Annotated in this window: 22 protein-coding genes; 5 read left to right on the forward strand and 17 right to left on the reverse strand. The window is 70.0% G+C overall.

What is annotated here, in order from left to right; translation table 11 throughout:
- Positions 1–8: 8 nt before the first annotated feature.
- The 5 genes from BLW85_RS10115 to BLW85_RS10135 form a co-directional block, all read right to left on the reverse strand.
- Entirely contained in the window at positions 9–986 is a 978-nt protein-coding gene (locus tag BLW85_RS10115) for a helix-turn-helix transcriptional regulator (RefSeq protein ID WP_070030243.1), read from the reverse strand.
- Between the two features lie 147 nt (positions 987–1,133).
- Positions 1,134–1,505 (reverse strand): FKBP-type peptidyl-prolyl cis-trans isomerase, encoded by a 372-nt coding sequence (locus tag BLW85_RS10120; protein WP_070030244.1) that lies wholly within the window; start codon positions 1,503–1,505, stop codon positions 1,134–1,136.
- A gap of 84 nt (positions 1,506–1,589) precedes the next feature.
- Entirely contained in the window at positions 1,590–2,594 is a 1,005-nt protein-coding gene (locus BLW85_RS10125) for an FKBP-type peptidyl-prolyl cis-trans isomerase (RefSeq protein WP_070030245.1), read from the reverse strand.
- 142 nt (positions 2,595–2,736) lie between these two features.
- On the reverse strand, positions 2,737–4,098 hold the full coding sequence (gene pafA / locus BLW85_RS10130; RefSeq protein ID WP_070030246.1) for a Pup--protein ligase: 1,362 nt from the start codon (positions 4,096–4,098) through the stop codon (positions 2,737–2,739).
- A gap of 9 nt (positions 4,099–4,107) precedes the next feature.
- Positions 4,108–5,367, reverse strand: a complete 1,260-nt coding sequence (locus BLW85_RS10135; RefSeq protein WP_070030247.1) for an MFS transporter — start codon at positions 5,365–5,367, stop codon at positions 4,108–4,110.
- A 123-nt stretch (positions 5,368–5,490) separates the two neighbouring features.
- Here BLW85_RS10135 and BLW85_RS10140 point away from each other — a divergent pair, with 123 nt between their 5' ends.
- Complete coding sequence (locus BLW85_RS10140; RefSeq protein WP_070030248.1) at positions 5,491–6,507, forward strand: LacI family DNA-binding transcriptional regulator; 1,017 nt, start codon at positions 5,491–5,493, stop codon at positions 6,505–6,507.
- Between the two features lie 67 nt (positions 6,508–6,574).
- Here the strand turns inward: BLW85_RS10140 and prcA are convergent, their stop codons facing one another.
- The 6 genes from prcA to arc all read right to left on the reverse strand — a co-directional run bounded on the left by prcA (position 6,575) and on the right by arc (position 12,738).
- On the reverse strand, positions 6,575–7,321 hold the full coding sequence (gene prcA, locus BLW85_RS10145; RefSeq protein ID WP_074991875.1) for a proteasome subunit alpha: 747 nt from the start codon (positions 7,319–7,321) through the stop codon (positions 6,575–6,577).
- Positions 7,322–7,384: 63 nt separating this feature from the next.
- Positions 7,385–8,230 (reverse strand): proteasome subunit beta, encoded by an 846-nt coding sequence (prcB, locus tag BLW85_RS10150; RefSeq protein ID WP_070030250.1) that lies wholly within the window; start codon positions 8,228–8,230, stop codon positions 7,385–7,387.
- Entirely contained in the window at positions 8,182–8,787 is a 606-nt protein-coding gene (locus tag BLW85_RS10155; RefSeq protein ID WP_070030251.1) for an endonuclease VII domain-containing protein, read from the reverse strand. Before BLW85_RS10155 ends, prcB begins: the two co-directional genes overlap by 49 nt.
- Before the next feature lie 49 nt (positions 8,788–8,836).
- Positions 8,837–9,055 carry a ubiquitin-like protein Pup gene (locus BLW85_RS10160; RefSeq protein WP_070030252.1) on the reverse strand — a complete coding sequence of 73 codons (219 nt, stop codon included), beginning with the start codon at positions 9,053–9,055 and terminating at the stop codon, positions 8,837–8,839.
- Between the two features lie 172 nt (positions 9,056–9,227).
- A complete protein-coding gene (dop, locus tag BLW85_RS10165; protein WP_341867937.1) occupies positions 9,228–10,739 on the reverse strand; it encodes a depupylase/deamidase Dop in 1,512 nt (503 codons plus the stop codon).
- 232 nt (positions 10,740–10,971) lie between these two features.
- Entirely contained in the window at positions 10,972–12,738 is a 1,767-nt protein-coding gene (gene arc, locus BLW85_RS10170) for a proteasome ATPase (protein ID WP_070030254.1), read from the reverse strand.
- A gap of 520 nt (positions 12,739–13,258) precedes the next feature.
- On the opposite strand from arc, the gene BLW85_RS10180 reads away from it, so the two are divergent.
- Entirely contained in the window at positions 13,259–13,561 is a 303-nt protein-coding gene (locus BLW85_RS10180; RefSeq protein WP_074991876.1) for a ferredoxin, read from the forward strand.
- 25 nt (positions 13,562–13,586) lie between these two features.
- Here BLW85_RS10180 and BLW85_RS10185 read toward each other — a convergent pair whose 3' ends face one another.
- The 3 genes from BLW85_RS10185 to BLW85_RS10195 all read right to left on the reverse strand — a co-directional run bounded on the left by BLW85_RS10185 (position 13,587) and on the right by BLW85_RS10195 (position 17,244).
- Positions 13,587–14,183 carry a hypothetical protein gene (locus BLW85_RS10185; RefSeq protein WP_074991877.1) on the reverse strand — a complete coding sequence of 199 codons (597 nt, stop codon included), beginning with the start codon at positions 14,181–14,183 and terminating at the stop codon, positions 13,587–13,589.
- Positions 14,184–14,409: 226 nt separating this feature from the next.
- Complete coding sequence (locus tag BLW85_RS10190) at positions 14,410–15,312, reverse strand: tRNA (adenine-N1)-methyltransferase (RefSeq protein ID WP_070030257.1); 903 nt, start codon at positions 15,310–15,312, stop codon at positions 14,410–14,412.
- 69 nt (positions 15,313–15,381) lie between these two features.
- Positions 15,382–17,244: a site-2 protease family protein gene (locus BLW85_RS10195; RefSeq protein ID WP_074991878.1), complete on the reverse strand. Its 1,863-nt coding sequence runs from the start codon at positions 17,242–17,244 to the stop codon at positions 15,382–15,384.
- Between the two features lie 168 nt (positions 17,245–17,412).
- Here BLW85_RS10195 and BLW85_RS10200 point away from each other — a divergent pair, with 168 nt between their 5' ends.
- Both BLW85_RS10200 and BLW85_RS10205 read left to right on the forward strand, forming a co-directional pair.
- The gene (locus tag BLW85_RS10200; RefSeq protein WP_074991879.1) at positions 17,413–18,405 is read left to right on the forward strand and encodes a RecB family exonuclease; all 993 of its coding nucleotides are present in this window, start codon (positions 17,413–17,415) and stop codon (positions 18,403–18,405) included.
- Between the two features lie 14 nt (positions 18,406–18,419).
- A complete protein-coding gene (locus tag BLW85_RS10205) occupies positions 18,420–19,091 on the forward strand; it encodes a response regulator (RefSeq protein WP_070030260.1) in 672 nt (223 codons plus the stop codon).
- Between the two features lie 95 nt (positions 19,092–19,186).
- Here the strand turns inward: BLW85_RS10205 and BLW85_RS10210 are convergent, their stop codons facing one another.
- The 3 genes from BLW85_RS10210 to metH all read right to left on the reverse strand — a co-directional run bounded on the left by BLW85_RS10210 (position 19,187) and on the right by metH (position 25,630).
- Positions 19,187–20,791: an ABC transporter substrate-binding protein gene (locus BLW85_RS10210; protein ID WP_074991880.1), complete on the reverse strand. Its 1,605-nt coding sequence runs from the start codon at positions 20,789–20,791 to the stop codon at positions 19,187–19,189.
- A gap of 436 nt (positions 20,792–21,227) precedes the next feature.
- Positions 21,228–21,929, reverse strand: coding sequence for an HAD family hydrolase (locus tag BLW85_RS10215; RefSeq protein WP_074991881.1), 702 nt, complete (start codon positions 21,927–21,929; stop codon positions 21,228–21,230).
- A 185-nt stretch (positions 21,930–22,114) separates the two neighbouring features.
- Entirely contained in the window at positions 22,115–25,630 is a 3,516-nt protein-coding gene (gene metH, locus BLW85_RS10220) for a methionine synthase (protein WP_074991882.1), read from the reverse strand.
- Between the two features lie 310 nt (positions 25,631–25,940).
- Here metH and BLW85_RS10225 point away from each other — a divergent pair, with 310 nt between their 5' ends.
- Positions 25,941–26,705: an IclR family transcriptional regulator gene (locus BLW85_RS10225; RefSeq protein WP_070027852.1), complete on the forward strand. Its 765-nt coding sequence runs from the start codon at positions 25,941–25,943 to the stop codon at positions 26,703–26,705.
- Positions 26,706–26,907: the final 202 nt, after the last annotated feature.

Here is a 26,907-nt window from a genome sequence, read left to right on the forward strand (position 1 = left end):
GCTCCCCCTCAGCCCTTGGCCACGGCACGCAGCCGGTCCACCACATCGGCCCGCAGCTCGGCGGGCTCCACGACCACCACGTCCGGGCCGAACTCCACCAGCCAGGCGTCCAGGCCGTGCCCGTAGGGGATCTCCAGCTCGTCCCAGCCGTCGCCCAGCTCCCGCACCTTGACGGCCTTCGCCCGCAGCGGGTAGCCGGCGCCGGAGCGCAGCCGGATCAGCGCCGAGCGGTCGGCGGTCTCGCCGGCCCAGCCCGCCACCGTCTCGCGCACGGTGACCACGTCGGGCACGGGCGCGGTGAAGCCCGTACCGCGCGAGCGCACCTTGCCGGTGATCCGGGACAGCCTGAAGACCCGCTCGGCGCCCCGGTCGCGGTCGAAACCGGCCAGGTACCAGTGGCCGCGCCAGCACTCCAGCGCCCACGGCTCGACATGCCGGGGCTCGGGGCGGGCGGCGGTGGCCTTGCGGTAGTCGAACACCACCGGCCGGCGGTCGCGGCAGGCCAGCATCAGCGGCTCGAACGCGGCCTCGTGCACCGGGATGCGCGGCTCCAGCGCGCCGTGCGCCTCGTACGGGTCGACCTCCTCGGGCAGCCCGGCGGCACGCAGCTTCTGCAGGGCGCCGCTGGCGGCACCGGCGAGCCGGGCCTGCTGCCACACCTTGGCGGCCAGGCCCAGGGCGGCGGCCTCCTCGGCGTCCAGGGTGATGGGCGGCAGCCGGTTGCTGTCCCGGCGGGCGAGATAGCCGACCTCGCCCTCGATGTTCTCGACGGTCTCGATCACCAGGCCCAGCTCGCGCAGATCGTCCTTGTCACGCTCGAACATCCGGTTGAAGGAGTCGTCGCTGCCCACCCCGGCCCGGTCCGGGCGCGCGGCCTCGACGTATGCCTCGATGGAATCGCGCAGCTCACGCTTGCTGAGCGGACGCCGTGCGCCGAGCAGACACAGCGCGAGGTTCATCAGCCGCTCGGCCTTGGCAATGGCCATCGACGCCCTTCGCCTTCCCTGTTGTGCTTCCGGTCGTTGACCGTACCGCTCCCGGGCGCGGTGGCAAAAGCCGAGGGCCCATGCCCGGACAGGCATGGGCCCCAGACGGTCGGATCCGGTCGGATGCGGCCGATGGCTCGGGGTGGCTCAGACGGCGAGCAGGTCCACCACGAAGATCAGCGTCTCGCCCGGCTTGATCGCCGGGGTCGGGCTCTGGTCGCCGTAGGCGAGGTGGGCCGGAATGGTCAGCTGGCGACGGCCGCCGACCTTCATGCCCTGCACGCCCCGGTCCCAGCCCGCGATGACCCGGCCGCCGCCCAGCGGGAAGCGGAACGGGGTGCCGCGGTTCCAGCTGGCGTCGAACTCCTCGCCGGTGCTGAAGGCGACACCGACGTAGTGCACGGTGACGGTCTGGCCCGCCTGCGCGACCTCTCCGTCGCCCTCCCAGATGTCCTTGATCTCAAGGTCCGCCGGGGCCTGGCCCTCGGGGAAGTCGATCTCGGGCTTCTCGATGTTCACGTCAAAAGCTCCTGCGTAGGTACGACACGAAACCCCGCCAGTCTTTCATCCCCACGGGACCACCGCCCGCCACGGACACCCCCGCTACATGGCGGCCAGGATGTCCACCGTGAACACCAGCGTCGCGCCCTTGCCGATCGGGCCCCCGCTCGGCGGGTTGTCCCCGTAGCCCAGCTGCGGCGGCACCACGACGAGCACCCGGCTGCCCACCTTCTTCCCGGTCAGCCCCTGCGCCAGCCCCTTCACCGTCTGCTGCATCTGCGACAGCGAGAACTGGCTCAGCCGGCCCGAACCATAGGTCCGCTGGAACGTCTTGCCGCCGTTCCACACCAGCCCCTGGAACTGGCACAGCACCGTCTGGTCCGCCTTCAGCGCCGGGCCGTCGCCCTCCAGCACATAGGCCGACACCAGCTTGTCCGGCGCGGCGGTGTGCGGCACCACGACCGTGGGCACCGCCCCGTCGGTGTTGGTGCCCACCCTCGGCAGCGCGTGATCGTTCTGCGGCACGGCCCTGCCGCGCGCCGAACTCTTCGAGTTGAACGAATCGATCAGATCGACCACGAAGACCAGCGTGTCGGTACCCTTGATCCCCGCCTGCGGATCACCCGACTTGCCGTAACCCCAGGTCGGCGGCACCGCGATCTGCACCCGGCTACCCGTCCTCCTCCCGGTCAGCCCGTACCGCCAGCCGTCGATCAGACTCCCCTGCGCCAGCTGCATCACCAGCGGGGCATGCCGGTCGTACGAATTGTCGAACACCTTGCCGGTGTCCCAGATCTGCCCCAGATAGTTCGCCTGGATGAAGTCGTTCTCCGCGACCGCGCGACCACGGCCCGGAATCACCGTCCGCACCGCGAGGTTCTTCGACGGATCGCCCGTCCCCTTCGCCACGGTCGGCTTCTCACCGAACCGCTTGCCCGCCGTGATCGGCGGCAGCGGCCCGTCCACGATCTTCGGCGGCGGAGGCGCGCTCGGCGCCGACGGCGACGGCGACACCCCCGCGTCACTGTGACCGGACGAGCCGCCGCACCCGGCGAGCGTGACCAGACCTGCGGGAACGGCGGCGAAAAGAAGTGAACGTCGGCGCACGGAAGAGCCTCGTAATCGGTCGGACTTGCGGATGACGTGCGCGCAACTCTACGACCGAGAAGGGCGCCGCACCCGAAAGGTACGGCGCCCGTGTGGCGTTCCGGCACACACCACCGGACACACCACCTCACCCGATGTCCGCCTACATTCCGGCGATCAGCTTCTCCACCCGGTCGTCCACCGAACGGAACGGGTCCTTGCACAACACCGTGCGCTGCGCCTGGTCATTGAGCTTCAGATGCACCCAGTCCACCGTGAAGTCCCGGCGCTGCTCCTGCGCCCGCCGGATGAAGTCACCGCGCAGCCGCGCCCGAGTCGTCTGCGGCGGAACCGACTTGCCCTCGAAGATCCGCACGTCATTGCAGACCCGCGCCGCCTGCCCCTTCTTCTCCAGCAGGTAGTACAGCCCACGCCGGCGGTGGATGTCGTGGTACGCCAGGTCTATCTGCGCGACCCGCGGATGCGACATCGTCATGTTGTGCTTGGCCCGGTACCGCTCGATGAGCTTGTACTTCATCACCCAGTCGATCTCGGTGGCGATCCGGTCCAGTTCCTCCGTCTCGATCGCCTCCAGCGCTCGGCCCCACAGCTCCAGCACCCGCGCGACCGTCCCGGTACGGATGCCACGGCGGTCGCAGAAGTCCACGGCCTTGTCGAAGTACTCGCGCTGCACCTCCAGCGCCGACGCCTCCCGGCCACTGGCCAGCCGCACCTTGCGCCGCCCGGTGATGTCGTGACTGACCTCCCGGATCGCCCGGATCGGGTTCTCCAGCGTCAGATCCCGCATCACCGTGCCCGCCTCGATCATCCGCAGCACCAGATCGGTGGCGCCGACCTTCAGCAGCATCGTGGTCTCCGACATGTTCGAGTCGCCCACGATGACATGCAGCCTGCGGTAACGCTCCGCGTCCGCGTGCGGCTCGTCCCGCGTGTTGATGATCGGCCGGGAACGGGTCGTCGCCGACGACACACCCTCCCAGATGTGCTCGGCACGCTGACTCACGCAGTAGACGGCACCCCGCGGCGTCTGCAGCACCTTCCCCGCGCCGCACAGCAACTGCCGCGTGACCAGGAACGGGATCAGAATGTCCGCGAGCCGGGAGAACTCCCCGTGCCGCGCCACCAGATAGTTCTCGTGGCAGCCGTAGGAGTTGCCCGCCGAATCGGTGTTGTTCTTGAAGAGGTAGACGTCGCCCGCGATTCCCTCCTCGTGCAGGCGTCGCTCCGCGTCCACCAGGAGTCCCTCGAGAATGCGCTCCCCGGCCTTGTCGTGGGTGACCAGTTCGATCACATTGTCACACTCGGGTGTCGCGTATTCCGGATGTGACCCCACGTCGAGATAGAGCCGGGCGCCGTTTCGCAGAAAGACATTGCTGCTGCGGCCCCATGACACGACACGGCGGAAGAGGTACCGCGCCACCTCGTCAGGCGACAGGCGGCGCTGTCCCCTGAACGTGCACGTGACGCCGTACTCGTTCTCCAGCCCGAAAATGCGGCGGTCCATGAGGGAACATTACGCCCGATCCGTTGAGCTGAAACGGGGTTCGACAGCACGATTTGGATCATTTTCCGATGAAGCCGCAACCACCGCCCCCCGCACCGGAGCTGCCAGCACCCGCCCCGTGCCCAGCAACACCAGCAACGACACCGCCCCCGCGACCCCCGGCACCGCGAAACCCCACACCGTGCCACCCGCCTGGACCACCGGCCCCGTCAGACCCGTCCCCACCGACGCGCCCACCGTGAACGTCGTCACCAGCCACGAGAACGCCTCCGTCACCGTCCCCCGCGGCGCATGCCGGTCCACCAGGATGAACGCACACGCGATACACGGCGCCAGGAACACCCCCGACACCACCGACAGCAACACCATCGCCACCGCACCCGGCACCAGCATCAACGGCACATAACACACCGCCAGAAGCGCCACCAGCACCCGCAGTCGCCGCTCCGGCACCCCCGACCACTGCCGCGCCCCGTACACCGAACCACCCACCAGCGCACCGAGCCCCAGCCCCGCCATCAACCAGCCGTACACCGCGTCCCCGCCATGACCGTCCGCGTACGACACCGCCGCCACCGTGATGGAACCCAGCGCGATCCCCACGAACAGGAACGCGCCCAGCAACGCCAGCAGACCCGGCGAACGCAACGCCCCCAGCCAGTGCGCCTCCCGCGGCGCCGACCGCCACGCCCGCGACGGCGGCGACACCACCACCGACAGCGCCCCCAGCACCCCCAGCACATTCAGCACCAGCAACGCCGCCCGCGCGTCCCACACCGCCGCGCACACCGTCACCAGCAACGGGCCCAGCGTGAACATCACCTCCTGGGCCACCGCGTCCATCGCGTACGCCGTGTGCACCTGCTCCTCCCGGCGCAGCACCGACGGCCAGAGCGCCCGCAGCCCGCCCTCCAGCGGCGGCGCGCACAGCCCGGACACCCCCACCGCCACATACGCCAACGGCAGCGGATCGGTACCCGAGAACGCGAACACCGTCATCGCCACCGCCGCCAGCACCGCCGCCGGCAACTGCACCCGCGGCTGCCCGTACAGATCCACCAGCCGCCCCAGCACCGGCTGCCCCACCGCGTTGGCGACGCCGTAGACGGCCGCCAGAGCGCCCGCCAGGCTGTACGTGCCCCCTGCGGCGCGCACGAACAGCACCAGCGCGATCGCCGCCGTCGCATTGGGCAGTCGCCCCACCAGCGTCCCGGTGAGCAGCCGCAGCGCGTGCCGCGCCCGGAGTATCTCCAGATAACCCGTGGCCATTGTCGCGGCGCCTCCCGTGGCTCGCCCCAGGCGCCTCGACGCCCTCAAGTGTTACGTATAACTTCCCCTCACATACGTACCATGTGCGCAGTTCACGCGTCCAGGTGAAGGAGCAGGCCCCCAGTGGCACGCAGCAGCACGCGCCCGACCAGCCGCGACGTGGCCCAGGCCGCGGGCGTCTCCCAGGCCGCCGTCTCCCTCGTCCTCGGCGACAAATGGCGCGGCCGCGTCTCCGCCGCCACCGCCGAACGCGTCCGCCAGGCCGCCCGCGAACTCGACTACCGGCCCAACCTCGCCGCCCGCAACCTCCGGCTCGGCCGCACCCGCACCGTCCTGCTCGTCGTCCCCGCCCTCACCACCGAGTTCTTCGCCGGCGTCTACACCGGCGCCGCCCGCGTCGCCGCCCAGCACGGCTTCGGCGTCGTCCTCTACCCCTCCCCCGAAGGCATCGGCCCCGCCCGCGACCCCTTCGCCTCCGCCCAGGCAGCCCTCGACGGCGTCCTCGCCTCCTCCATGGCCGCCGACGCCCTCACCGCCATCCGCGGCGACCGCCTCCCCCTCGTCATGCTCGACAGCGACCCCGAAGGCAGCCTCGGCGCCGCCACCGTCAACCTCGACATCGCCGACGGTGTCCGCCAGCTCACCGACCACCTGCTGACCCTCGGCCACCGCCGCATCCTGCACCTCGCCGCCGACGTACCCTCCTGGACCTTCGACGTCCGCGCCCGCGAACTCACCACCCGCCTCGCCGCCACACCGGACACCGAACTGCGCACGGCCCGGGCCCCCATCTCCATCGAAGGCGCACGAGCCGCCACCGAGACCGCCCTCACCACCCCCGGCCCCCGGCCCACCGCGATCGTCTGCGACGACGACAAACTCGCCGCCGGCGCCTACAAGGCCGCCCGCCGCCTCGGCCTGCGCATCCCCGACGACATCTCCGTCACCGGCATCGACGACCTCGCCCTCGCCACCGCCCTCGACCCCGAACTCACCACCGTCCGCCTCGACGCCGAACGCTTCGGCGAACAAGGCATGCACGCCCTCCTGGCCGTCCTGGACGGCCGCCGACCCGACGCCGCCGACATCCCCGTCCACCTCGCCGTACGAGGCTCCACGGCGCCCCCACGGAGCGCCTGAAACAGCCGCGTGCCCCGACCGCAACCACGGCCGGGGCACGCACCCGCGAAACCAGACGAACGACGGACTACTCCGCCTCCGACTCCTCGGCACCCTCCGCACCCGCGGCGGCACCACCCGCCTCCAGCAGACGCACCAGCTGACCGCCCACGATCCGCTTGAACTTCCGCTTCTGCGGACGCGTACGATCCAGCACCGCCACCTCCAGCCGCTCCGCGGGAATCTCCCGCTCACTGCCGTTGGTGTCCCGGGACAGCGCCTGCACCGCCAGCTTCAGCGCCTCCGCCAGGCTCATCCCGTCCCGGTGCCGCTGGTCCAGGAAGCCACTGATCTGCTCCGCGTTACCACCCACCGCGACCGAACCGTGCTCGTCCACGATCGACCCGTCATGCGGCAACCGGTAGATCTGGTCACCCTCGGGGGTCTCCCCCACCTCGGCCACCACCAGCTCCACCTCGTACGGCTTCTCCGCCGCCGACGAGAAGATGGTGCCCAGCGTCTGCGCGTACACGTTCGCCAGACCCCGCGCCGTGACATCGTCCCGGTCATAGGTGTAGCCACGCAGATCGGCGTACCGGACACCACCGATGCGCAGATTCTCGTACTCGTTGTACTTACCGGCCGCGGCGAAGCCGATCCGGTCGTAGATCTCGCTGAACTTGTGCAGCGCACGGGACGGGTTCTCGCCGACGAACACAATGCCGTCGGCATACTGCATGACCACCAGACTGCGGCCACGCGCGATGCCCTTGCGGGCGTACTCCGCCCGGTCCGCCATCGCCTGCTGGGGTGAGACATAGAACGGCGTCGACACCGGTTATCCGTCCCTTTCTGTCAGCGTCACTGTGATCACCTTCGAAAACAACCGGACCCGCGCCTACAGCAGGGCCGCCCTGGGACCGTCCGGCTCCTCCAGGCGCCGCTGGAGCACCGCACGCGACAGCTCCGAGGCCTCGTCCTCACTGAGCCGGCGGAAACCGTCCTCGGTGATCACGGTGATGATCGGGTAGATCCGGCGGGCGACATCGGGACCACCGGTCGCCGAGTCGTCGTCGGCCGCGTCGTAGAGGGCCTGGACCACCAGCGTCGTGGCCTGCTCCTCGGCCAGGTCGTCACGGAACAGCTTCTTCATCGCACCCCGGGCGAAGACCGAGCCCGAACCCGTCGCCGCGAAGTTGTGCTCCTCCGAGCGGCCGCCCGTGACGTCGTAGGAGAAGATGCGGCCCTTCCCCCGGTCCACGTCGTACCCCGCGAAGAGCGGCACCACGGCCAGGCCCTGCATGGCCATGCCCAGGTTGGAACGGATCATGGTCGACAACCGGTTCGCCTTGCCCTCCAGGGACAGCTGGGCGCCCTCGACCTTCTCGAAGTGCTCCAGCTCCAGCTGGAAGAGCTTGACCATCTCCACGGCGAGACCGGCGGTACCGGCGACACCCACCGCGGAGTACTCGTCCGCCGGGAACACCTTCTCGATGTCCCGCTGGGCGATCACATTGCCCATCGTCGCCCGGCGGTCACCGGCGAGCACCACGCCCCCGGGGAACGTCACCGCCACGATGGTGGTGCCGTGCGGGGCCTCGATCACCCCCTGGGTCGGCGGCAACTGCCGGTTGCCCGGCAGCAGCTCCGGCTGGTGCTCGGCGACGAAGTCCATGAAAGAGGAAGATCCTGGCGTCAGGAAGGCAGCTGGTAGACGCCCGGTGCTACGAGTGTTGGCTTCCACGCGTTTCCTTCCACGTATGCAGCAGCCCGCCTTATGACCTCGGGCTGATCCTTGAACTGCCCCAGCGCCGCGTTGCAGCTGAAGCACAGTACGCCACGGACCCTACCCGTCTCATGACTGTGATCCACATGCGCGGGCGGCGCCGCCAGACAGATACAGCAGACACCCCCCTGGGAGGCGACGAGCAGGTCACGCTCGGTTTCGGTGAGGCCGTACCTGCGCTTGAAGTAGGAGGCTCTGTTGCGCCCCGCACGACAGGTACGGCAGTAGCTGGCCCAGCCGTCGGACGAGGACTTGTTGCGCTCCCACTCCGCGTGGGGCTTCACCTCGCCGCACTGCGGGCAGCGCTTGTGCCCTGGCTCGACGGAAACCTTCTCGCGGACGGTCTTTCCCATGGCCTCCCTGCGGCGCCGGTAGTGCGCGGCGCTGTATGCCGCCACGCACTCCCGGCAGTACACCTGGAGGCCGTCCCGCCGGTTCCTGTCCCTCGCGAATGCCGCGAGAGGCAGATCCCGCCCGCACTTCCCGCATTCCTTGGCGTTCGGTTCCTCAGCCACCCGATCCCCCCGTGACCTTCATTTCGAAGGCAAGGCGACCAATTCGCCTCTATTCTCCACCCTTTTGCACGAAGGACCTCACGAAGTCCTCTGCGTTCTCCTCGAGTACGTCGTCGATTTCGTCCAGGACGGAGTCCACGTCGTCGCTCAGCTTCTCCTGGCGTTCCTTGAGTTCTTCCGATGCCTGGGCGTCCTGCGCCTGTTCCTCGACTTCCTCGGTGGAACGTGTGGCCTTCTGCTGGCCGCCGCCGGTGTCCTTGGTTGCCATAACCCTCACCCCGCTCAGTTAGCCTGCCGATCGGTGATGATCAGACCCTACAAGCCGGGTCCGACATCGGCCCCGCAGTTTCTCCAACGTGCGGGGGCCACTTCGATGATTCCCGGGCGGCGGGATTTCCACCCGCCGCCCGGGGCCGCACCGAGTACCCCCCTGGCCCCGCTCATCCGCCCGAGAGGACCCTGACCAGGTCTTCCGCGGTACGGCAGCGGTCCAGTAGCTCCTTGACGTGATTTCGCGTTCCGCGTAGCGGTTCCAGGGTTGGAACGCGCTGGAGGGAGTCGCGGCCGGGGAGGTCGAAGATGACCGAGTCCCAGCTGGCCGCGGCGACGTCGTCCGCGTATTGCTCCAGGCAGCGGCCGCGGAAGTAGGCCCGGGTGTCCTCGGGCGGCTTCGTACGGGCCCTGTCGACCTCGGACTCGTCCAGCAGGCGCTTCATCCGGCCGCGGGCCACCAGGCGGTTGTAGAGGCCCTTCTCGGGGCGTACGTCGGCGTACTGGAGGTCGACCAGGTGCAGCCGGGCGGCGTCCCAGTCGAGGCCGTCGCGGCGGCGGTAGCCCTCCATCAGCTCGCGCTTGGCGACCCAGTCGAGTTCGCCGGCGAGGCTCATGGGGTCGTTCTCCAGCCGGGTGAGGGTGTCCTCCCAGCGGCTGAGGATGTCCTTGGTCTGCTCGTCGGCGTCGGCTCCGTGGCGTTCCTCGACGTATTTGCGGGCCAGCTCGTAGTACTCCATCTGGAGCTGGACGGCGGTGAGGGTGCGGCCGCTGCGGAGGGTGACCAGGCGCTTGAGGGACGGGTCGTGGGAGACCTGGTGCAGGGTGCGGACGGGCTGGTCGACGGCGAGGTCGACGGCGATGAAGCCGTCCTCGATCATGGCGAGGACCAGGGAGGTGGTGCCGAGTTTGAGGTAGGTGGAGATCTCCGAGAGGTTGGCGTCGCCGATGATCACGTGGAGTCGGCGGTACTTCTCGGCGTCCGCGTGGGGTTCGTCGCGGGTGTTGATGATGGGGCGCTTGAGGGTGGTCTCGAGTCCGACCTCGACCTCGAAGTAGTCGGCGCGCTGGCTGAGCTGGAAGCCGTGTTCGTGGCCGTCCTGGCCGATGCCGACGCGGCCGGCGCCGGCGAAGACCTGGCGGGAGACGAAGAACGGCGTCAGGTGGCGCACGATGTCGGAGAACGGGGTCTCGCGCCGCATGAGGTAGTTCTCGTGGGTGCCGTAGGAGGCGCCCTTGTTGTCGGTGTTGTTCTTGTAGAGGTGGATGGGCTGGGCGCCGGGGAGCTGTGCGGCCCGTTCGGCGGCCTCGGCCATGATGCGTTCGCCGGCCTTGTCCCACAGGACGGCGTCGCGGGGGTTGGTGACCTCGGGGGCGCTGTATTCGGGGTGGGCGTGGTCGACGTAGAGCCGGGCGCCGTTGGTGAGGATCACGTTGGCGAGGCCGATGTCCTCGTCGGTGAGCTGGCTGGCGTCGGCGGCCTCCCGGGCGAGGTCGAAGCCTCGCGCGTCGCGTAGCGGGTTCTCCTCCTCGAAGTCCCAGCGGGCCCGGCGGGCCCGGTGCATCGCCGCCGCGTAGGCGTTGACGATCTGGGACGAGGTGAGCATGGCGTTCGCGTTGGGGTGGCCGGGGACGGAGATCCCGTACTCCGTCTCGATGCCCATTACTCGCCGTACGGTCATGCGGCCCTCCTTGCCCGGCGGCGCCCTCGGTGATGGGCGCCGCTCACGTACCGCTGGCGCTCCGGTGCGTGTGCGGTGCCCGTGCCCGCACTGCGCGACTCGGCGGTAGGAAAGAGCCTAGAACGCCTTTGCGCTGGTGGGGAGATCATTTGCGTCATTGCCTGCTCCGGTCGTGGCCAGAAAAGCAGTCGGCTGCGGGTACCCGCCGTGGGCACCCGCAGCCGCCCCGCTTTTACAGGTACTGACCGGTGTTCGCCACCGTGTCGATGGAGCGTCCGGTGTCCGCGCCCTGCTTTCCGGTGATGAGGGTGCGGATGTAGACGATCCGTTCGCCCTTCTTTCCGGAGATGCGGGCCCAGTCGTCGGGGTTGGTGGTGTTGGGCAGGTCCTCGTTCTCCTTGAACTCGTCCACGCAGGCCTGGAGGAGGTGGGAGACGCGGAGGCCCTTCTGGTTCTTTTCGAGGAAGTCCTTGATCGCCATTTTCTTGGCGCGGCCCACGATGTTCTCGATCATGGCGCCGGAGTTGAAGTCCTTGAAGTAGAGGACTTCCTTGTCGCCGTTGGCGTAGGTGACTTCCAGGAAGCGGTTTTCCTCGGATTCCGCGTACATCTGCTCGACGGCGGTCTGGATCATGGCCTGGACCGTGGCGTTCTTGTCGCCGCTGTGTTCGTCGAGGTCGTCGGTGTGGAGCGGAAGGCGTTCGGTGAGGTACTTGCCGAAGATGTCCTTGGCGGCTTCGGCGTCGGGGCGCTCGATCTTGATCTTCACGTCGAGGCGGCCGGGGCGCAGGATGGCGGGGTCGATCATGTCCTCGCGGTTGGAGGCGCCGATGACGACCACGTTCTGCAGGCCTTCGACTCCGTCGATCTCGGCGAGCAGCTGGGGGACGATGGTGTTCTCGACGTCGGAGCTGACGCCGGAGCCGCGGGTGCGGAAGAGCGATTCCATCTCGTCGAAGAAGACGATGACGGGGGTGCCGTCGCTGGCCTTCTCGCGGGCTCGCTGGAAGACGAGGCGGATCTGGCGTTCGGTTTCGCCGACGTACTTGTTGAGGAGCTCGGGGCCCTTGATGTTGAGGAAGAAGCTCTTGCCGGCGGCTTGGCCGGTGACTTCGGCGACCTTCTTGGCCAGGCTGTTGGCGACGGCCTTGGCGATGAGGGTCTTGCCGCAGCCGGGGGGGCCGTAGAGCAGGACGCCCTTGGGCGGGCGCAGCTCGTGCTCCTTGAAGAGGTCGGGGTAGAGGTACGGCAGTTCGACGGCGTCGCGGATCGCTTCGATCTGGTTGCCGAGGCCGCCGATGGCTTCGTAGCCGATGTCGGGGACTTCTTCGAGGACGAGTTCCTCGACCTCGCTCTTGGGGACGACTTCGTAGACGTATCCGGAGCGGGGTTCGAGCAGGAGTGCGTCGCCTGGTCGGATGGTGACGTCGAGGAGGGGTTCGGCGAGCCGGACCACTCGTTCTTCGTCGGTGTGTCCGAGGACGAGGGCGCGTTCGCCGTCCTCCAGGAGTTCCTTGAGGGTGACGATGTCGCCGACGCGCTCGAATTCCATGGCGTCGACCACGTTGAGCGCTTCGTTGAGCATGACTTCCTGGCCGCGGCGCAGTTCGTCGAGCTCGACGCTGGGGCTGACGTTGACGCGGAGTTTGCGGCCGCCGGTGAAGATGTCGGCGGTGCCGTCCTCGTTGGCTTGCAGGAAGACTCCGAAGCCGGCCGGCGGCTGGGCGAGCCGGTCGACTTCCTCCTTGAGGGCCACGATCTGGTCGCGGGCCTCGCGCAGGGTGTTGGCCAGCCGTTCGTTCTGGGCGGACACGCCGGCCAGGTTGGTCTGCAGCTCGACGATCCGCTCTTCGAGAATCCTCGTGTGTCGCGGAGAGTCGGCGAGCTTGCGTCGCAGGACGGCGATCTCCTGCTCAAGGTAGGCGATCTGCCCGGACGGGTCTTCGGACCCGCGTCCCGGGCGGATGCCGCGGTTCATGTCGTCGTCGTGGGCTGCCACGGTCCTCACCTCCTCCAAGGGGAGCTGGACGCTTCCAGACCCTACCTGGGTGGGTGTCGATTGAAACCCCTAGATCACAAAGACTGTCAAGGTGTGTCGTCGGTCACCCGGCGCACACTCCCTCGCACGGAGGGGATACCCACTCAACGTGATGGGGAAGCAGCTTGTTCCATGGTTGGCGTGGTCGAAACCCTTCGCGAGTGGCCGGAGTTGTCGGCTCCGGCCGGGTCGGGCCCGTGTGCGGGCAGGCCGCAGGGCGCTCGGGCGGTCCTCACGCAGAGCGACGGTGTGGCCTGGCGGTGTCACCGCGGGCTTGGCTGGAAGTGTTCGCCCCGGGTGTGGGGCGTCCTGTCCCTGGTCGAGCGCTCGTACCCGACGGGGTGGGGGTGGAAACCCGTGGGCGGTCGGAGGTGGCGGGTTCGGGGGGCGGGGGTAGGGTCGGGCGTGTTCGACTGCCCGCCGGGTGGTCCTGGTGGGCTGGGTGTCTGCCGGGGTGTCCGGCGAACCGATGTCAGGAGAGGTGACCGTGCAGCAGGAGGCCCCGGCCGGTGAGGCGCTGGAGGTGTGGATCGACCAGGACCTGTGTACCGGCGACGGGATCTGTGCCCAGTACGCCCCGGAGGTGTTCGAGCTGGACATCGACGGTCTGGCCTATGTGAAGGGCGCGGACGACGAGCTGCTCCAGGAGGCGGGGGCGACGGTGCCGGTGCCGCTGCCGTTGCTCACCGATGTGGTGGACTCGGCCAGGGAGTGTCCGGGTGAGTGCATTCATGTGCGCAGGGTTTTGGACAGGGTGGAGGTGTACGGTCCGGACGCGGAGTGACCCGCGTTTTTCGGACGTGGCGTCGTCAGACGCTGTGGACCCCGGCCGGGGTGGTGCGCAGGAAGGCTTTGCCGTTCCAGTGCCATGCGGCCGGGGTTTTCACGTCGGGGCAGCAGCTCGGTACGGCGTCGGAGGAGTAGCCGAGCAGGGTGGCGGTGACGGTTCCGGCGTGGATGGCGAGGTCGGTGACGGTGAGTCGTTCCTTGGGGGCGACGAGGGTGGCGACGACGCGGGGGGTGTGGCCGTCGGCGGCGCGGGTGAGGACGTAGACGCCGTCGGGCGGGGTGCCCATGGCGGAGTCGCAGTGGACGACGGCGGCGGTTTCGGGGCGGCCGTCGCCGTCGAGGTCGCCGGTGGCTTTTCTGGCGACGACGGTCTTCTCGGTTCCGGTTCCGGTTCCGGTTCCGCAGGACAGCGGGAAGGTCACGCCGGCGGTGCCGGGTGGGGTGGCCACGGGGGCGGGGGCCGTGCTGCCGGTGGCGGTGGGCTGGGCGGCGGTGGCGGAGCCGGGCTGGACGAGCGAGGAGAGGGCGACGACGCCGGCGAGGGCGGTGGCCGTGGCGAGCCAGTGGATGGGGCGGGTGTGGGTGTGGGCGAGCTCCGGAACGGCGGATTGCTGCACGAGGAGTGTCTCCTGTGAGGGCTGTGCCGGGGGGTGTGGCCAGCATGGTGCCACACGTCACAGTGCGGGGGAACGGCGGGGTCGGGTTTCCCGGTGGCGGCCGTCCGCGGGGTCGGGCCGCCGGGTGCCGGGTGTGCCGTGTCAACGGACGGGCGCCGTGGCCGAGTTCCCGGTGGGGGTGGGAACTCGGCGACGGCGCCCTTGTGTTGTGCCGGTGCGGGCCGGGTCAGCGGCCGTTGCCGCCGTCGGCGTTGGGTCCGGCGTAGTCCTCGCCGTAGGCGCCCTTGGCGGGGCGGCGGCGGCGCATGGGGGGCTCGACGCCGTCGGCGAGGCGGCGGGCGGTGAGCAGGAAGCCGGTGTGGCCGATCATCCGGTGGTCGGGGCGGACGGCGAGGCCCTCGATGTGCCAGTTGCGGATCATGGTCTCCCAGGCGGTCGGCTCGTTGAAGCAGCCGATCTCGCGGATGGACTCCACGGTCCGGGCGAGCTGGGTGGTGGTGGCCACGTAGCAGCACAGGATGCCGCCGGGGACGAGGGCCTTGGAGACGGCCTCCAGGCATTCCCAGGGGGCGAGCATGTCGAGGATGACGCGGTCGACGTCGGTGTCGGACAGGTTGTCCTGGAGGTCGCCGACGGTGAGCTGCCAGGCGGGGTGGGGGCCGCCGAAGTAGCGCTCCACGTTCTGCTGGGCGATCTCGGCGAAGTCCTCGCGGCGCTCGTAGGAGTGCAGCATGCCCTGGTCGCCGATGGCGCGCAGCAGGAAGCTGCTCAGCGAGCCGGAGCCGACGCCCGCCTCCACGACGCGGGCGCCGGGGAAGATGTCGGCGAAGGCGAGGATCTGTCCCGCGTCCTTCGGGTAGACGACGGCTGCCCCGCGGGGCATGGACAGGACGTAGTCGGGGAGCAGGGGGCGCAGCGCGAGGTAGGCGACGTTGCCGGTGGTGCGGACAACGCTGCCCTCGGGAGCGCCGATCAGTTCGTCGTGCGGGAAGGAACCCTTGTGGGTGTGGAAGTTCTTTCCGGCTTCGAGCGTGAACGTGTAGTGGCGGCCCTTGGGGTCGGTCAGCTGAACCTGGTCCCCGACCTTGAAGGGCCCGCGCCTGCGGGCGGCACCGGTCGGTTCGGACATGTGACCAGCCTACCGGGTCCCCGCGGGGGGGCTTGACCGGTGTGGCGGGCGGGGGCGGGGTGCGGTTGGTCAGGCGGGCCTGGCCATGGCGCGGACGAAGGCGCGTTCGACGTCCGCGGCGGACAGCACGCCGTAGATCTCGCCGGTTTCCTCGACGACCAGGTATTCGGTGGCGGGGGCGGCGCGCAGGGCGTCGAGGAGTTCCTCGCCGGCCAGCTCGGCGGAGACGCGCATGCCTTCGGTGAGGTCCTGGGCGAGGCTGCTGACGGCGACCCAGGGGCGGCGGTGTTCGGGTACGCCGACGATGGCGGATTCGCGGACCAGGGAGAGGGGGTGGCCGTCGGCGTCGACGACGACCAGGGCGCGGGCGCCGGCGGCGTTGGCGCGGCGCAGGGCTTCGGACAGGGGGGTGCCGGTCTCGACGGGGACGGCTCGCCGGGTGAGGGTGCGGGCGCGTAGTTCGGGCAGGTGTTCGCGCAGCCTGGCCATGCGCAGGCTGTTGCCGGCGCCGGTCCAGATGATGGCGGCGAGGATGGCGGCGAGCAGGGCGTCGGTGACGGTGTTCATGCCGCCGGTGTCCTGGTTGCCGCCGCCGAGGGCGCCGGAGGAGTTGAGCAGGGGCAGTCCGATGAGGACGGCGACGGCGAGGGCGCGGCCGACCCAGGCGGCGGCGACGGTGCCGCTCATGGGTTTGCCGGTGATCTTCCAGACGACGGCACGGAGCATGCGGCCGCCGTCCAGGGGGAGGCCGGGGAGGAGGTTGAAGATCGCCACGATGAGGTTGGAGACCATCAGGCCGGCGAGCAGGATGCCGGGGACGGTGCCGGGCTGGACGGGTTTCATCGCGAGGTAGAAGACCCCGGCGAGGACGAGGGAGAGCAGCGGGCCGACGAAGGCGAGGACGAATTCGCGGCCGGGGGTCTCGGCTTCCTTCTCGATCTCGGAGACGCCGCCGAAGAACTGGAGCTGGATGCGGCGGACGGGGAGTTTGAAGCGGATCGCGGCGACGGTGTGGGCGAGTTCGTGGACGAGGACGGAGGCGTAGAAGGCGACGGCGAAGAAGAGGGAGACGAGGTAGCGGGCGGCGCCGAGCTGGGGCAGGACGCGGTCGAGCTGGCCGCCGAACACCCAGGTGATCAGTGCGGCGACGAGGAACCAGCTCGGTGCCACGTACACGGGCACGCCGAAGGGGCGTCCCATGAGGATGCCGCCGCCGGGTTCCCTCGGCCGTCGCGGGGGCTCTCCCTTGGCCATGCCGGGGCCGGCGGGGTGCCCGGTGTGGGCGAGGGTGCGGTGGCCGGAGGGGTCGGGGTGCGCGGTGGTGTGGTCCGGGGCGGTGCCGGGCTCGCCGCCGGCGGGTCCGGGCCGGCCGTCCTGGCCGCCGCGGGCGGGGACGGCTCCGGGTTCGCCGTCGGCTGCCGGGGCGGGCCGGCCGTCCTGGCGGCCGCGGCCGTCCGGCGCCGGGTTCTCCTGGTCGTGGCCCGTGTCGTGCTCGGCGCGCGGGGCGGCGGGGGGCGCGTCCGGGGTGGGGGCGGCGGGCCGGGCTCCGCTGGCCGGGGTCTCGTCTCCGGGGCCGCTCGCGGGGCGGGCGTTGTCGCCGGGGGTGTCGGCGGCCGGGTCGGGGGCGGCGGGGGAAGCGTCCGGGGCTGCGGGCCGGGTGTCGGGAGCGGAGGTGTCACCGCCGGGGCCGTCCGCCGGGCGGGCGTCGGCGGCGGGGGCAGCCGCCGGGTCGGGGGTCTCGGGGGCGCCCTCCTGCGCGGGGCTCGCGGAGCCGGCGTCGGCGGCCTCCGGGGCGTCCGTGGGCGCGGGGCGGGCGTCGTCCGGCGGCGCCGGGGCCTCGGGGGCGGTCGGCGGGGGCGTTGGACTTGCGGGGTGCTCGGTCGGCTTGTCGTCGCCGGACCGCGGCTGCCCGCTCGCGCCGCTCACGTCCACGGTGTCCCCTCGTTCGAAGCGTCTTCCGCGCCTGCCGGGACGGAAGGGTCTCCGATCGATGGTATGCGGCCGTGGTGGCACGTTTCGCCCCGGCACCCCTCGAGTTCGCCCGGTGGCCACGGCCAGCGGCTGGGTCACTGTCAGTGGTGGGCCGTATGGTCTGTGGACATGGACACCAGCTTCGAGGAGGCGGGAGCCGCGCCGAGCGCTCCCGGGCCGACGACGGAACCGCCCGCGGCGGAAGCGACCACCGGCGACGCCGACGGCGCCACGGGTGGTGCGGGCGGCGGTGCCGCCACCGGACGGGTGGCCGTGGCGCCGACCTCGCTGTCCCCCTCGCGGGCCGGTGACTTCATGCAGTGTCCGTTGCTGTACCGGTTCCGGGTGATCGACCGGCTGCCGGAGAAGCCGAGCGAGGCGGCGACGCGGGGCACGCTGGTGCACGCGGTGCTCGAGCGGTTGTTCGACGCCCCGGCCGGTGAGCGGACCGCGCCGCGGGCCAAGGCGCTGGTGCCGGGTCAGTGGGACCGGCTGCGCGAGAGCCGCCCGGAGCTGGCGGAGCTGTTCGCGGACGATCCGGACGGGCATCGCCTCGCGCAGTGGCTGGGTGAGGCGGAGCGGCTGGTGGAGCGCTGGTTCACGCTGGAGGATCCGACGCGCCTGGAGCCGGCCGAGCGGGAGCTGTTCGTGGAGGCCGAGCTGGAGTCGGGGCTCCGGCTGCGCGGCATCATCGACCGGGTGGACGTGGCGCCGACCGGTGAGGTGCGCATCGTCGACTACAAGACGGGCAAGGCGCCGCGGCCGGAGTACGCGGAGAACGCGTTGTTCCAGATGAAGTTCTACGCCCTGGTGATCTGGCGGCTGAAGGGCGTGGTGCCGCGCCGGTTGCAGCTGGTGTACCTCGGCAGCGGCGACGTGCTGACGTACGACCCGGTGCCCGCGGATCTGGAGCGGGTGGAGCGCCGGCTGCGCGCGCTGTGGGAGGCGATCCGGCGGGCCACCGAGACCGGTGACTGGCGGCCCCGGCCGACCAAGCTGTGCGGCTGGTGTGATCACCAGGCGCACTGCCCGGAGTTCGGGGGCACTCCCCCGCCGTATCCGCTGCCGTTGAGGGTGGTCGGATCCGATGGGGTGGAGCAGGGCAGAATGGGCGCGGACTAGCGAAGGAGTGTCACGTGGCCATCCGCGTCCTACTGGTCGACGACCAGCCCCTGCTGCGTACGGGTTTCCGGATGATCCTGGAGGCCGAGCAGGATCTCGCGGTCGTCGGCGAGGCCGGTGACGGTCTGCAGGCCCTGGATCAGGTGCGGGCCCTGCAGCCGGACGTCGTGCTGATGGACATCCGTATGCCGCGGATGGACGGCGTCGAGGCGACCCGGCAGATCACCGGTCCGGAGCGGAACGGCCCGGCGAAGGTGCTGGTGCTGACCACGTTCGATCTGGACGAGTACGTGGTGGAGGCGCTGCGCGCGGGGGCCAGTGGCTTTCTGCTGAAGGACGCGCCGGCGGACGAGCTGGTGCAGGCGATCCGGGTGGTGGCGGCCGGTGAGGCGATGCTGGCGCCGAGCATCACGCGGCGGCTGCTGGACAAGTACGCCACGCATCTGCCCTCCGGTGAGGAGCCGGTGCCGGACACCCTGCACACCTTGACCGATCGTGAGGTGGAGGTGCTGAAGCTGGTGGCGCGCGGGTTGTCCAACGCGGAGATCGCGGCCGATCTGTTCGTCAGCGAGACCACGGTGAAGACGCATGTGGGGCACGTGCTGACCAAGTTGGGTCTGCGGGACCGGGTGCAGGCTGCGGTGTACGCGTACGAGAGCGGTCTGGTGCGTCCGGGCGCGCAGTAGTTCGCGGGGTTCCCGTCGCACGCGCGGCGGTTCGGTCGGAACGAGGCAGGGCGCCTTCCCCGTCGGGGAAGGCGCCCTGCGTCGTTGACGGTTCGTCAGCCGTTGACGCCCCGGCCGAGCTCCCAGAGCTGGAGCGTCGAGGAGGAGTTGACGGCGTAGGAGACGCCCGTGATGTCGTCGCGTGCGGCGATGTACTGCTTGCCCTGCCACAGCGGGAGGAACGGAACGTCGTCGGCGACGGTGTTCTGGATCTCGGTGAGGCTGTCGGCGGCCGAGAGGCGGTTGGCGTCGCGGCGGGACTGCGGGATCAGGGTGTGCTGGATGGTGCTGTTGGAGTACGGCGAGCCGAGGAAGTTGCCCTTGTCGAGGAACGGCGCGAGGAAGTTGTCCGGGTCCGGGAAGTCGGGGAACCAGCCCATGCCGTAGACGTCGTACTGGCCCTTCTGCTCGGCGGGGCGGAAGCGCGACCAGGGGTGGCCCTGGATGGTGATGTCGAACAGGCCGCTGTCGTTGAGCTGCTTCTGCAGGATCTCGAACTCCTGCTTGGTGGCCGAGCCGTAGTGGTCGGTGGTGTAGTGCATGGTCAGCTTCACCGGGGTGGTGATGCCGGCCTTGGTGAGCAGGTCCTTGGCCTTGGCGGCACTGGGGTTGCCGTACGTGTTGAAGAACGAGTTGGAGTGCCCGGTGACGGTGGCGGGGACCAGGGAGTACAGGGGCTCGGCCTGGGTGCCGTAGACCTTGGCGACGAGCTCGCCGCGGTTGATGATCTGGGCCATCGCCTGGCGCACGGCCTTGGACTTGACGGTCGGCGCGTTGGTGTTGAAGGCCAGGTAGCGGGTTTCGAGGCCGGGCATCTCGACCAGGTCGACGTTCTGGTCGTTGCCGGCGTCCAGCTTCTGGACCTGGGCGGGCGACATGGTGCGGGACATGACGTCGATGTCACCCTTGTCGATCGCGGCGCCCATGGCGTCGGCATCGGCGAAGGAGCGGACCACGACCTTGTCGTTGTTGACCGTCACGGCCCCCTTGTAGTGGGGGTTCTTGGTGAAGGTGACGCTGACGACCGCGTTGTCCTTGACGTCGGCCTGGAAGGTGTAGGGGCCGGAGCCGTCCAGGTGGAAGCCGTCGCGCAGCGAGTCCTTGGGGTAGTCCTTGGGATTGACGATGCCGGCGACCGGGGTGGACAGCTTGTACGGGAACGTGGCGTCGGCCGTGTTGAGGTGGAAGATCACCTCGCGGTCGCCCTGGGTCTCGATGGTGTCGATGGTGTTGAGCAGGGAGGAGACACCGGTGTCGGCCTTGAGGCGCAGGGCGCGCTCGATGGAGTACTTGACGTCCTGTGCGGTGACCGGGTCGCCGTTGGCGAAGGTGAGGCCGTCGCGCAGCTTGCAGGCGTAGCGCTCGCTGCCGCTGTCGGTGAAGCCGCAGCTTTCGGCGGCGTCCGGGACGGGGTTGCCCTCGCCCTTGGGCTCGGCCATGAGGGTCTGCACGGTCTGGCGCAGGAGGTTCCAGGGGCCGACGTCGTAGGCGTAGGCCGGGTCGAGGGGCGCGGGAGCGTCCTTGGTGACGGTGAACCGGTCCGTGGTGCCGACGACGATGGCGTCGCCGCCCTTGCTCCCGCTGCCCGATCCGCCGCACGCGGCGAGGACCGGGGTGAGCAGGCCGGCCACCGCCGGCAGCACCAAAGTCTTGCGGTTCATGCGGGGGTTTCTCCAGAGCTGTTCGGGTCCGTGTTTCCGGCATGCATGGGTGGCGCGGCGGAGCACGGGGGGTTTTCGGCGATGTTCTCGCGATGAGATTAGTCCGGACCGGCTGGGGCGTTCACAGCCGCGTGAGTTGACTGTCCATCACGCTGTGAAACCGGGTGCGGACACACCGAAAACCCGACAGCGGCAGGATTAGTGCAGCTTCTCATCAATCGGGACACATGGAGCCGTGTATCCCCGCCGGGTGGGGGCGTTCTGCATACTCGTCCGGCGTTGTCGAGACCCGGTGGGGTGGCGAACGTCACATCCGCGACGATCCGGGGAGGTGCCGGAATTCGGCCGGGGTGGCCTGCGGTGAATTCCGCCTCGGGCGTACTTCCGCGGTTATTCGGCGGGCTCGGTCAATGGTGTTCGCACGCTGGGTGAACGGCTAGCGCATTTCCGTCATCAGGCCACGCAGAAATGCCAGGTCGACCTGTTCGAGGGAGGAGACGACGGTGCGGCGTGCGGCGGGGCCGATGGGCGCGAGGGAGGGTACGGCGACGACGTGGCAGCCGGCGGCCTCGGCGGCGGCGACGCCGGTGGCGGTGTCCTCGACGACGGCGCATCTGCTGGGGTGGGCGCCGAGGCCGGTGGCGGCGAGCAGGTAGGGGTCGGGGAAGGGTTTGGTGCGGGTGACCTCGTCGCCCGCGAGGGACAGGGCGAAGTGGTGCGGGCCGAGGACGGTGAGCACGCGGTCGATGATGCGGCGGTGGGAGGCGGAGACCAGGGCGGTGGGGATGCCGTGCTGGTGCAGTTCGGCGAGCAGGCGGGCGGCGCCGGGCTTGAGCGGCAGGCCGGTGCTGATGCGGGCCTCGAAGCCCTCGTTGAGCAGGAGGCTGAGTTCCGCGAGGGCGATGTCGGCGCCGGTGGCCTCGATGAGGAAACCGGCGCTGCGGGTCATGGGGCCGCCGACCACGACGTGCTTCCAGGATTCGTCCAGGGTGTGGCCGAGGGCGGCGAAGACCTCCACCTCGACGTCCCACCAGAAGCCCTCGGTGTCCACCAGGGTGCCGTCCATGTCGAGGAGGACCGCTTGCAGGGCGGACCCTTCGGCCGAACGGGTTCCGAGCGCGGGGACCGTGCTGGTCATCCGGGCGCACCTCCTTGAGGGACGTTCAGGCCGGTTCCCACTCGGGGAACCGGCCTGCGGTGGACCGACCAGTGTACGACGTGGCCGCCCGAAGCGCCTCGTTTATCACGGAGCGCCGGGGGTACCCCGCTTGTCGCCCCCGGCGAGGGTCGGGGACGGGTCGGTCATGCGTCTCGGTGGGTGCGTCACCGGGCGTTGAAGTACTTCGCCTCGGGGTGGTGGATCACGATCGCGTCCGTGGACTGCTCGGGGTGGAGCTGGAACTCCTCGGACAGCCGGACCCCGATCCGCTCGGGTTCCAGCAGGGTGGCGATCTTGGCGCGGTCCTCCAGGTCGGGGCAGGCGCCGTAGCCGAGGGAGAAGCGGGCGCCGCGGTACTTCAGGGCGAACATGTCCTCGATGCCGGCCGGGTCCTCGCCGCCGAAGCCGAGTTCGGCGCGGACGCGGGCGTGCCAGTACTCGGCGAGGGCTTCGGCCAACTGGACGGACAGGCCGTGCAGTTCGAGGTAGTCGCGGTAGGCGTTGGCCGCGAAGAGCTGCGCGGTCTCCTCGCCGATGCGGGAGCCGACGGTGACGACCTGGAAGCCGACGACGTCCCTCTCGCCGGATTCCTCCGGGCGGAAGAAGTCGGCCAGGCACAGCCGCCGGCCGCGGCGCTGGCGCGGGAAGGTGAACCGGGTGCGCTCGTTGCCCTGTTCGTCGAGGACGATCAGGTCGTCGTCCTTGGACACGCAGGGGAAGTAGCCGTGGACGACGGCCGCTTCCAGCAGGTTCTCCGTCTGGAGGCGGTCCAGCAGGCCGCGCAGCCGGGGCCGGCCCTCGGTCTCGACCAGTTCCTCGTAGGTCGGTCCTTCGCCGGTGCGGGCCTGCTTGAGGCCCCATTGGCCCTTGAAGAGGGCGTCTTCGTCGAGCCAGGAGGCGTATTCCTTGAGCTGGATGCCCTTGCTGACGCGGGTGCCCCAGAACGGCGGGGTGGGCACGGGGTTGTCGGTGGCGACATCCGAGCGCACGTGCCCCTCCTCGGGACGCTCGGTCACCTCCGCCGCGGCCGTCGCCCGGACCCTGCGGGGGCGCAGTTCGGGGAGTTTCGCGCCGGGCACTCCGCGTTTGACGCCGATGAGGGCGTCCATCAGGCGCAGGCCCTCGAAGGCGTCGCGGGCGTAGCGGACCTCGCCCTGGTAGATCTCGTGGAGGTCCTGTTCGACGTAGGCGCGGGTGAGGGCGGCGCCGCCGAGGATGACCGGGTATTTCGACGCCAGGGCGCGCTGGTTCAGCTCCTCCAGGTTCTCCTTCATGATCACGGTGGACTTCACCAGCAGCCCGGACATGCCGATCACGTCCGCGCGGTGCTCCTCGGCGGCCTCCAGGATCGCGGAGACGGGCTGCTTGATCCCCAGGTTGACCACGTTGTAGCCGTTGTTGGACAGGATGATGTCGACGAGGTTCTTGCCGATGTCGTGCACGTCACCGCGGACCGTGGCCAGCACGATGGTGCCCTTGCCCTCGGCGTCCGACTTCTCCATGTGCGGTTCGAGATAGGCGACCGCGGCCTTCATCACCTCGGCGGACTGCAGCACGAACGGCAGCTGCATCTGCCCCGAACCGAACAGCTCACCGACGACCTTCATGCCGTCCAGCAGCGTCTCGTTGACGATGTCCAGCGCCGGCCGCTCGGCCAGCGCCGCATCCAGATCCGCTTCCAGACCGTTGCGTTCCCCGTCGATGATCCGCCGCTTGAGCCGCTCCTCCAGCGGCAGCGCGGCCAGCTCCTCGGCCTTGCCCGCCTTCAGCGACTTCGCCGTCGCCCCCTCGAACAGCTGCATCAGCTTCTGCAACGGGTCATAGCCCGGCGCACGCCGGTCGTAGATCAGGTCCAGCGCCGTGGTGACCTCCTCCTCGCTGAACCGGGCGATCGGCAGGATCTTCGAGGCGTGCACGATCGCCGAGTCCAGCCCGGCCTTCACACACTCGTCCAGGAAGACGCTGTTGAGCAGGATCCGGGCGGCCGGGTTCAGCCCGAAGGAGATGTTCGACAGCCCCAGCGTGGTCTGCACCGCGGGATGACGCCGCTTCAGCTCCCGGATCGCCTCGATCGTCGCCACACCATCCTTGCGGGACTCCTCCTGACCCGTGCAGATCGTGAACGTCAGGGTGTCGATGAGGACGTCCTCCTCACGGATCCCCCAGTTCCCCGTCAGATCCGCGATCAGCCGCTCGGCGATCTCCACCTTCTTCTGCGGCGTGCGGGCCTGGCCCTCCTCGTCGATCGTCAGCGCGATCAGCGCCGCACCGTGCTCACGCGCCAGCGCCGTCACCCGCGCGAACCGCGACTCGGGACCGTCCCCGTCCTCGTAGTTCACCGAGTTGATCACCGCACGCCCGCCCAGCTTCTCCAGACCGGCCCGGATCACCTCCACCTCGGTGGAGTCCAGCACGATCGGCAGCGTCGACGCCGTCGCCAGCCTGCCGGCCAGCTCCTCCATGTCCGCGACACCGTCCCGGCCGACGTAGTCCACACACAGATCGAGCATGTGCGCGCCCTCGCGGATCTGCTCCCGGGCGATCTCCACACAGTCGTCCCAGCGGCCCTCCAGCATCGCCTCACGGAACTTCTTCGACCCGTTCGCGTTCGTCCGCTCACCGATCGCCAGATACGACGTGTCCTGCCGGAACGGCACCGACTGGTACAGCGACGCCGCACCCGGCTCCGGCCGCGGGTCACGCCCGGGCGGGGTCAGACCCCGCACCCGCTCCACCACCTGCCGCAGATGCTCCGGCGTCGTACCACAGCACCCGCCCACCAGCGACAGACCGTACTCACGCACGAACGTCTCCTGCGCGTCCGCCAGCTCGGGGGCGGTCAGCGGGTAGTGGGCGCCGTCCTTGCCGAGGACGGGCAGGCCCGCGTTGGGCATGCAGGACAGCGGGATGCGGGCGTTGCGGGCGAGGTAGCGCAGGTGCTCGCTCATCTCCGCGGGGCCGGTGGCGCAGTTCAGGCCGATCAGGTCGATGCCCAGCGGCTCCAGGGCGGTGAGGGCCGCGCCGATCTCGGAGCCCAGCAGCATGGTGCCGGTGGTCTCGACGGTCACCGAGACGATCACCGGGAGGTCGAGGCCGAGGGTGTCCAGGGCGCGCCGGGCGCCGAGCACGGCGGCCTTGGTCTGGAGGAGGTCCTGGGTGGTCTCCACGAGCAGCGCGTCGGCGCCGCCGGTGACCAGGCCCTCGGCGTTGCGCTGGTAGGCGTCGCGCAGGGTGGTGTACGGGGCGTGTCCGAGGGTGGGCAGCTTGGTGCCGGGGCCCATGGAGCCCAGCACCCAGCGGGGGCGGCCGTCGCGGGCGCTGAACTCGTCGGCGACCTCGCGGGCGACGCGGGCGCCGGCCTCGGACAGTTCGTGGACCCGTTCGGGGATGTCGTACTCGCCGAGGGCGGAGTGGTTGGCCCCGAAGGTGTTGGTCTCGACGCAGTCGACGCCCACGGCGAAGTAGGCCTCGTGGACGGAGCGGACGATGTCCGGTCGGGTCAGGTTGAGGATCTCGTTGCAGCCTTCGAGCTGCTGGAAGTCGTCCAGGGTGGGTTCCTGGGCCTGGAGCATGGTGCCCATGGCTCCGTCGGCGACCACCACGCGGGTGGCGAGCGCCTCTCGGAGCGCGGACGCACGGGTCCGGCTGTCGGCGGTAGGGGACGTTGGCAACGAGGCCATGTAGGGGCTCCCTGAAGGTGCGACGGCTGTCGGCTATGCGGGACCCCAGGGCAGGCGGGGGGTCCGCACGGCGCCAGACTAACCGGGTGTGGGCTTGGATGGGCACAGGCGTCCACGTGACGGACGCGAATGGCCCCGGTGCCACGCGCGGACCACACGGGATGTAACAGGAGTCGACCGACCATTAGCGGGAGGTCGACATGGACCGGTAGTGTTCGACATTGCCGAACGGTGGTAGTGGTTGCGGTGGCGAACGGCACTCACTCGCCGGCATGTATCGGCAGTCGAAGGGGACGGAGGCAGGACGGCGATGGCACGGAACATCCAGTCGCTCGAACGCGCGGCCGCGATGCTGCGGCTGCTCGCGGGCGGCGAGCGACGGCTCGGCCTGTCGGACATCGCCTCCTCGCTCGGCCTCGCCAAGGGCACCGCGCACGGCATCCTGCGCACCCTCCAGCAGGAGGGGTTCGTGGAGCAGGACGACGCCTCGGGCCGCTATCAGCTGGGCGCCGAGCTGCTGCGCCTGGGCACCACCTATCTGGACGTGCACGAGCTGCGGGCGCGCGCCCTGGTGTGGACGGACGATCTGGCCCGCTCCAGCGGGGAGAGCGTGCACCTGGGGGTGCTGCACCAGCAGGGCGTGCTGATCGTGCACCACGTCTTCCGGCCCGACGACAGCCGGCAGGTGCTGGAGATCGGCGCCATGCAGCCGCTGCACTGCACCGCGCTGGGCAAGGTGCTGGCCGCGTACGACCCGGTGGCGCACAGCGAGGCCCTGGAGGCCGAGCGCAAGGCGTTCACGGACCGCACGGTGTGCGACGCCGGCGAGTTCGAGCACATCCTCGACATCACGCGGGCGCGGGGCTACGCGGCCGACGTGGAGGAGACCTGGGAGGGCGTGGCGTCGATCGCCGCGCCCGTGCACGACCGGCGCCGGATGCCGGTGGGCGCGGTCGGCATCACGGGCGCGGTGGAGCGGCTGTGCCGGGAGGGCGAGCTGCGCCCCGAGCTGATCGCCGCGGTGCGCGACTGCGCCCGCGCGGTCTCCAGGGACCTCGGCGCCGGACGGTTCTGAGAGTTCACGCTTCGTTGTGGGTAGGACCGGGACGCCGGGCGGCGTTCCGGTTCTCGGCCTACCCTGAAACGGACAAAGCGGGGCTAAAACTACATCAGCGAGCGAAGAGTGATAACCGGCGGCGATCAATAACGATCCGGTTTTCGATAACAGAACTCTTGACGCATACGTAACGCCGAAGCAAGACTCCCGTCCATCGGTC

Origin of the sequence: Streptomyces misionensis (assembly GCF_900104815.1) — a bacterium.
Taxonomy (GTDB): Bacteria; Actinomycetota; Actinomycetes; order Streptomycetales; family Streptomycetaceae; genus Streptomyces; species Streptomyces misionensis.

Excerpts from the sequence above, each read along its gene's own strand:
- BLW85_RS10215 (WP_074991881.1), bottom strand. The coding sequence starts at position 21,929 with ATGACCAGCACGGTCCCCGCGCTCGGAACCCGTTCGGCCGAAGGGTCC.
- BLW85_RS10115 (WP_070030243.1), bottom strand. The coding sequence starts at position 986 with ATGGCCATTGCCAAGGCCGAGCGGCTGATGAACCTCGCGCTGTGTCTG.
- BLW85_RS10210 (WP_074991880.1), bottom strand. The coding sequence starts at position 20,791 with ATGAACCGCAAGACTTTGGTGCTGCCGGCGGTGGCCGGCCTGCTCACC.
- BLW85_RS10225 (WP_070027852.1), top strand. The coding sequence starts at position 25,941 with ATGGCACGGAACATCCAGTCGCTCGAACGCGCGGCCGCGATGCTGCGG.
- metH (WP_074991882.1), bottom strand. The coding sequence starts at position 25,630 with ATGGCCTCGTTGCCAACGTCCCCTACCGCCGACAGCCGGACCCGTGCG.
- pafA (WP_070030246.1), bottom strand. The coding sequence starts at position 4,098 with ATGGACCGCCGCATTTTCGGGCTGGAGAACGAGTACGGCGTCACGTGC.
- BLW85_RS10135 (WP_070030247.1), bottom strand. The coding sequence starts at position 5,367 with ATGGCCACGGGTTATCTGGAGATACTCCGGGCGCGGCACGCGCTGCGG.
- BLW85_RS10200 (WP_074991879.1), top strand. The coding sequence starts at position 17,413 with ATGGACACCAGCTTCGAGGAGGCGGGAGCCGCGCCGAGCGCTCCCGGG.
- BLW85_RS10190 (WP_070030257.1), bottom strand. The coding sequence starts at position 15,312 with ATGTCCGAACCGACCGGTGCCGCCCGCAGGCGCGGGCCCTTCAAGGTC.
- dop (WP_341867937.1), bottom strand. The coding sequence starts at position 10,739 with ATGACCGTACGGCGAGTAATGGGCATCGAGACGGAGTACGGGATCTCC.
- BLW85_RS10160 (WP_070030252.1), bottom strand. The coding sequence starts at position 9,055 with ATGGCAACCAAGGACACCGGCGGCGGCCAGCAGAAGGCCACACGTTCC.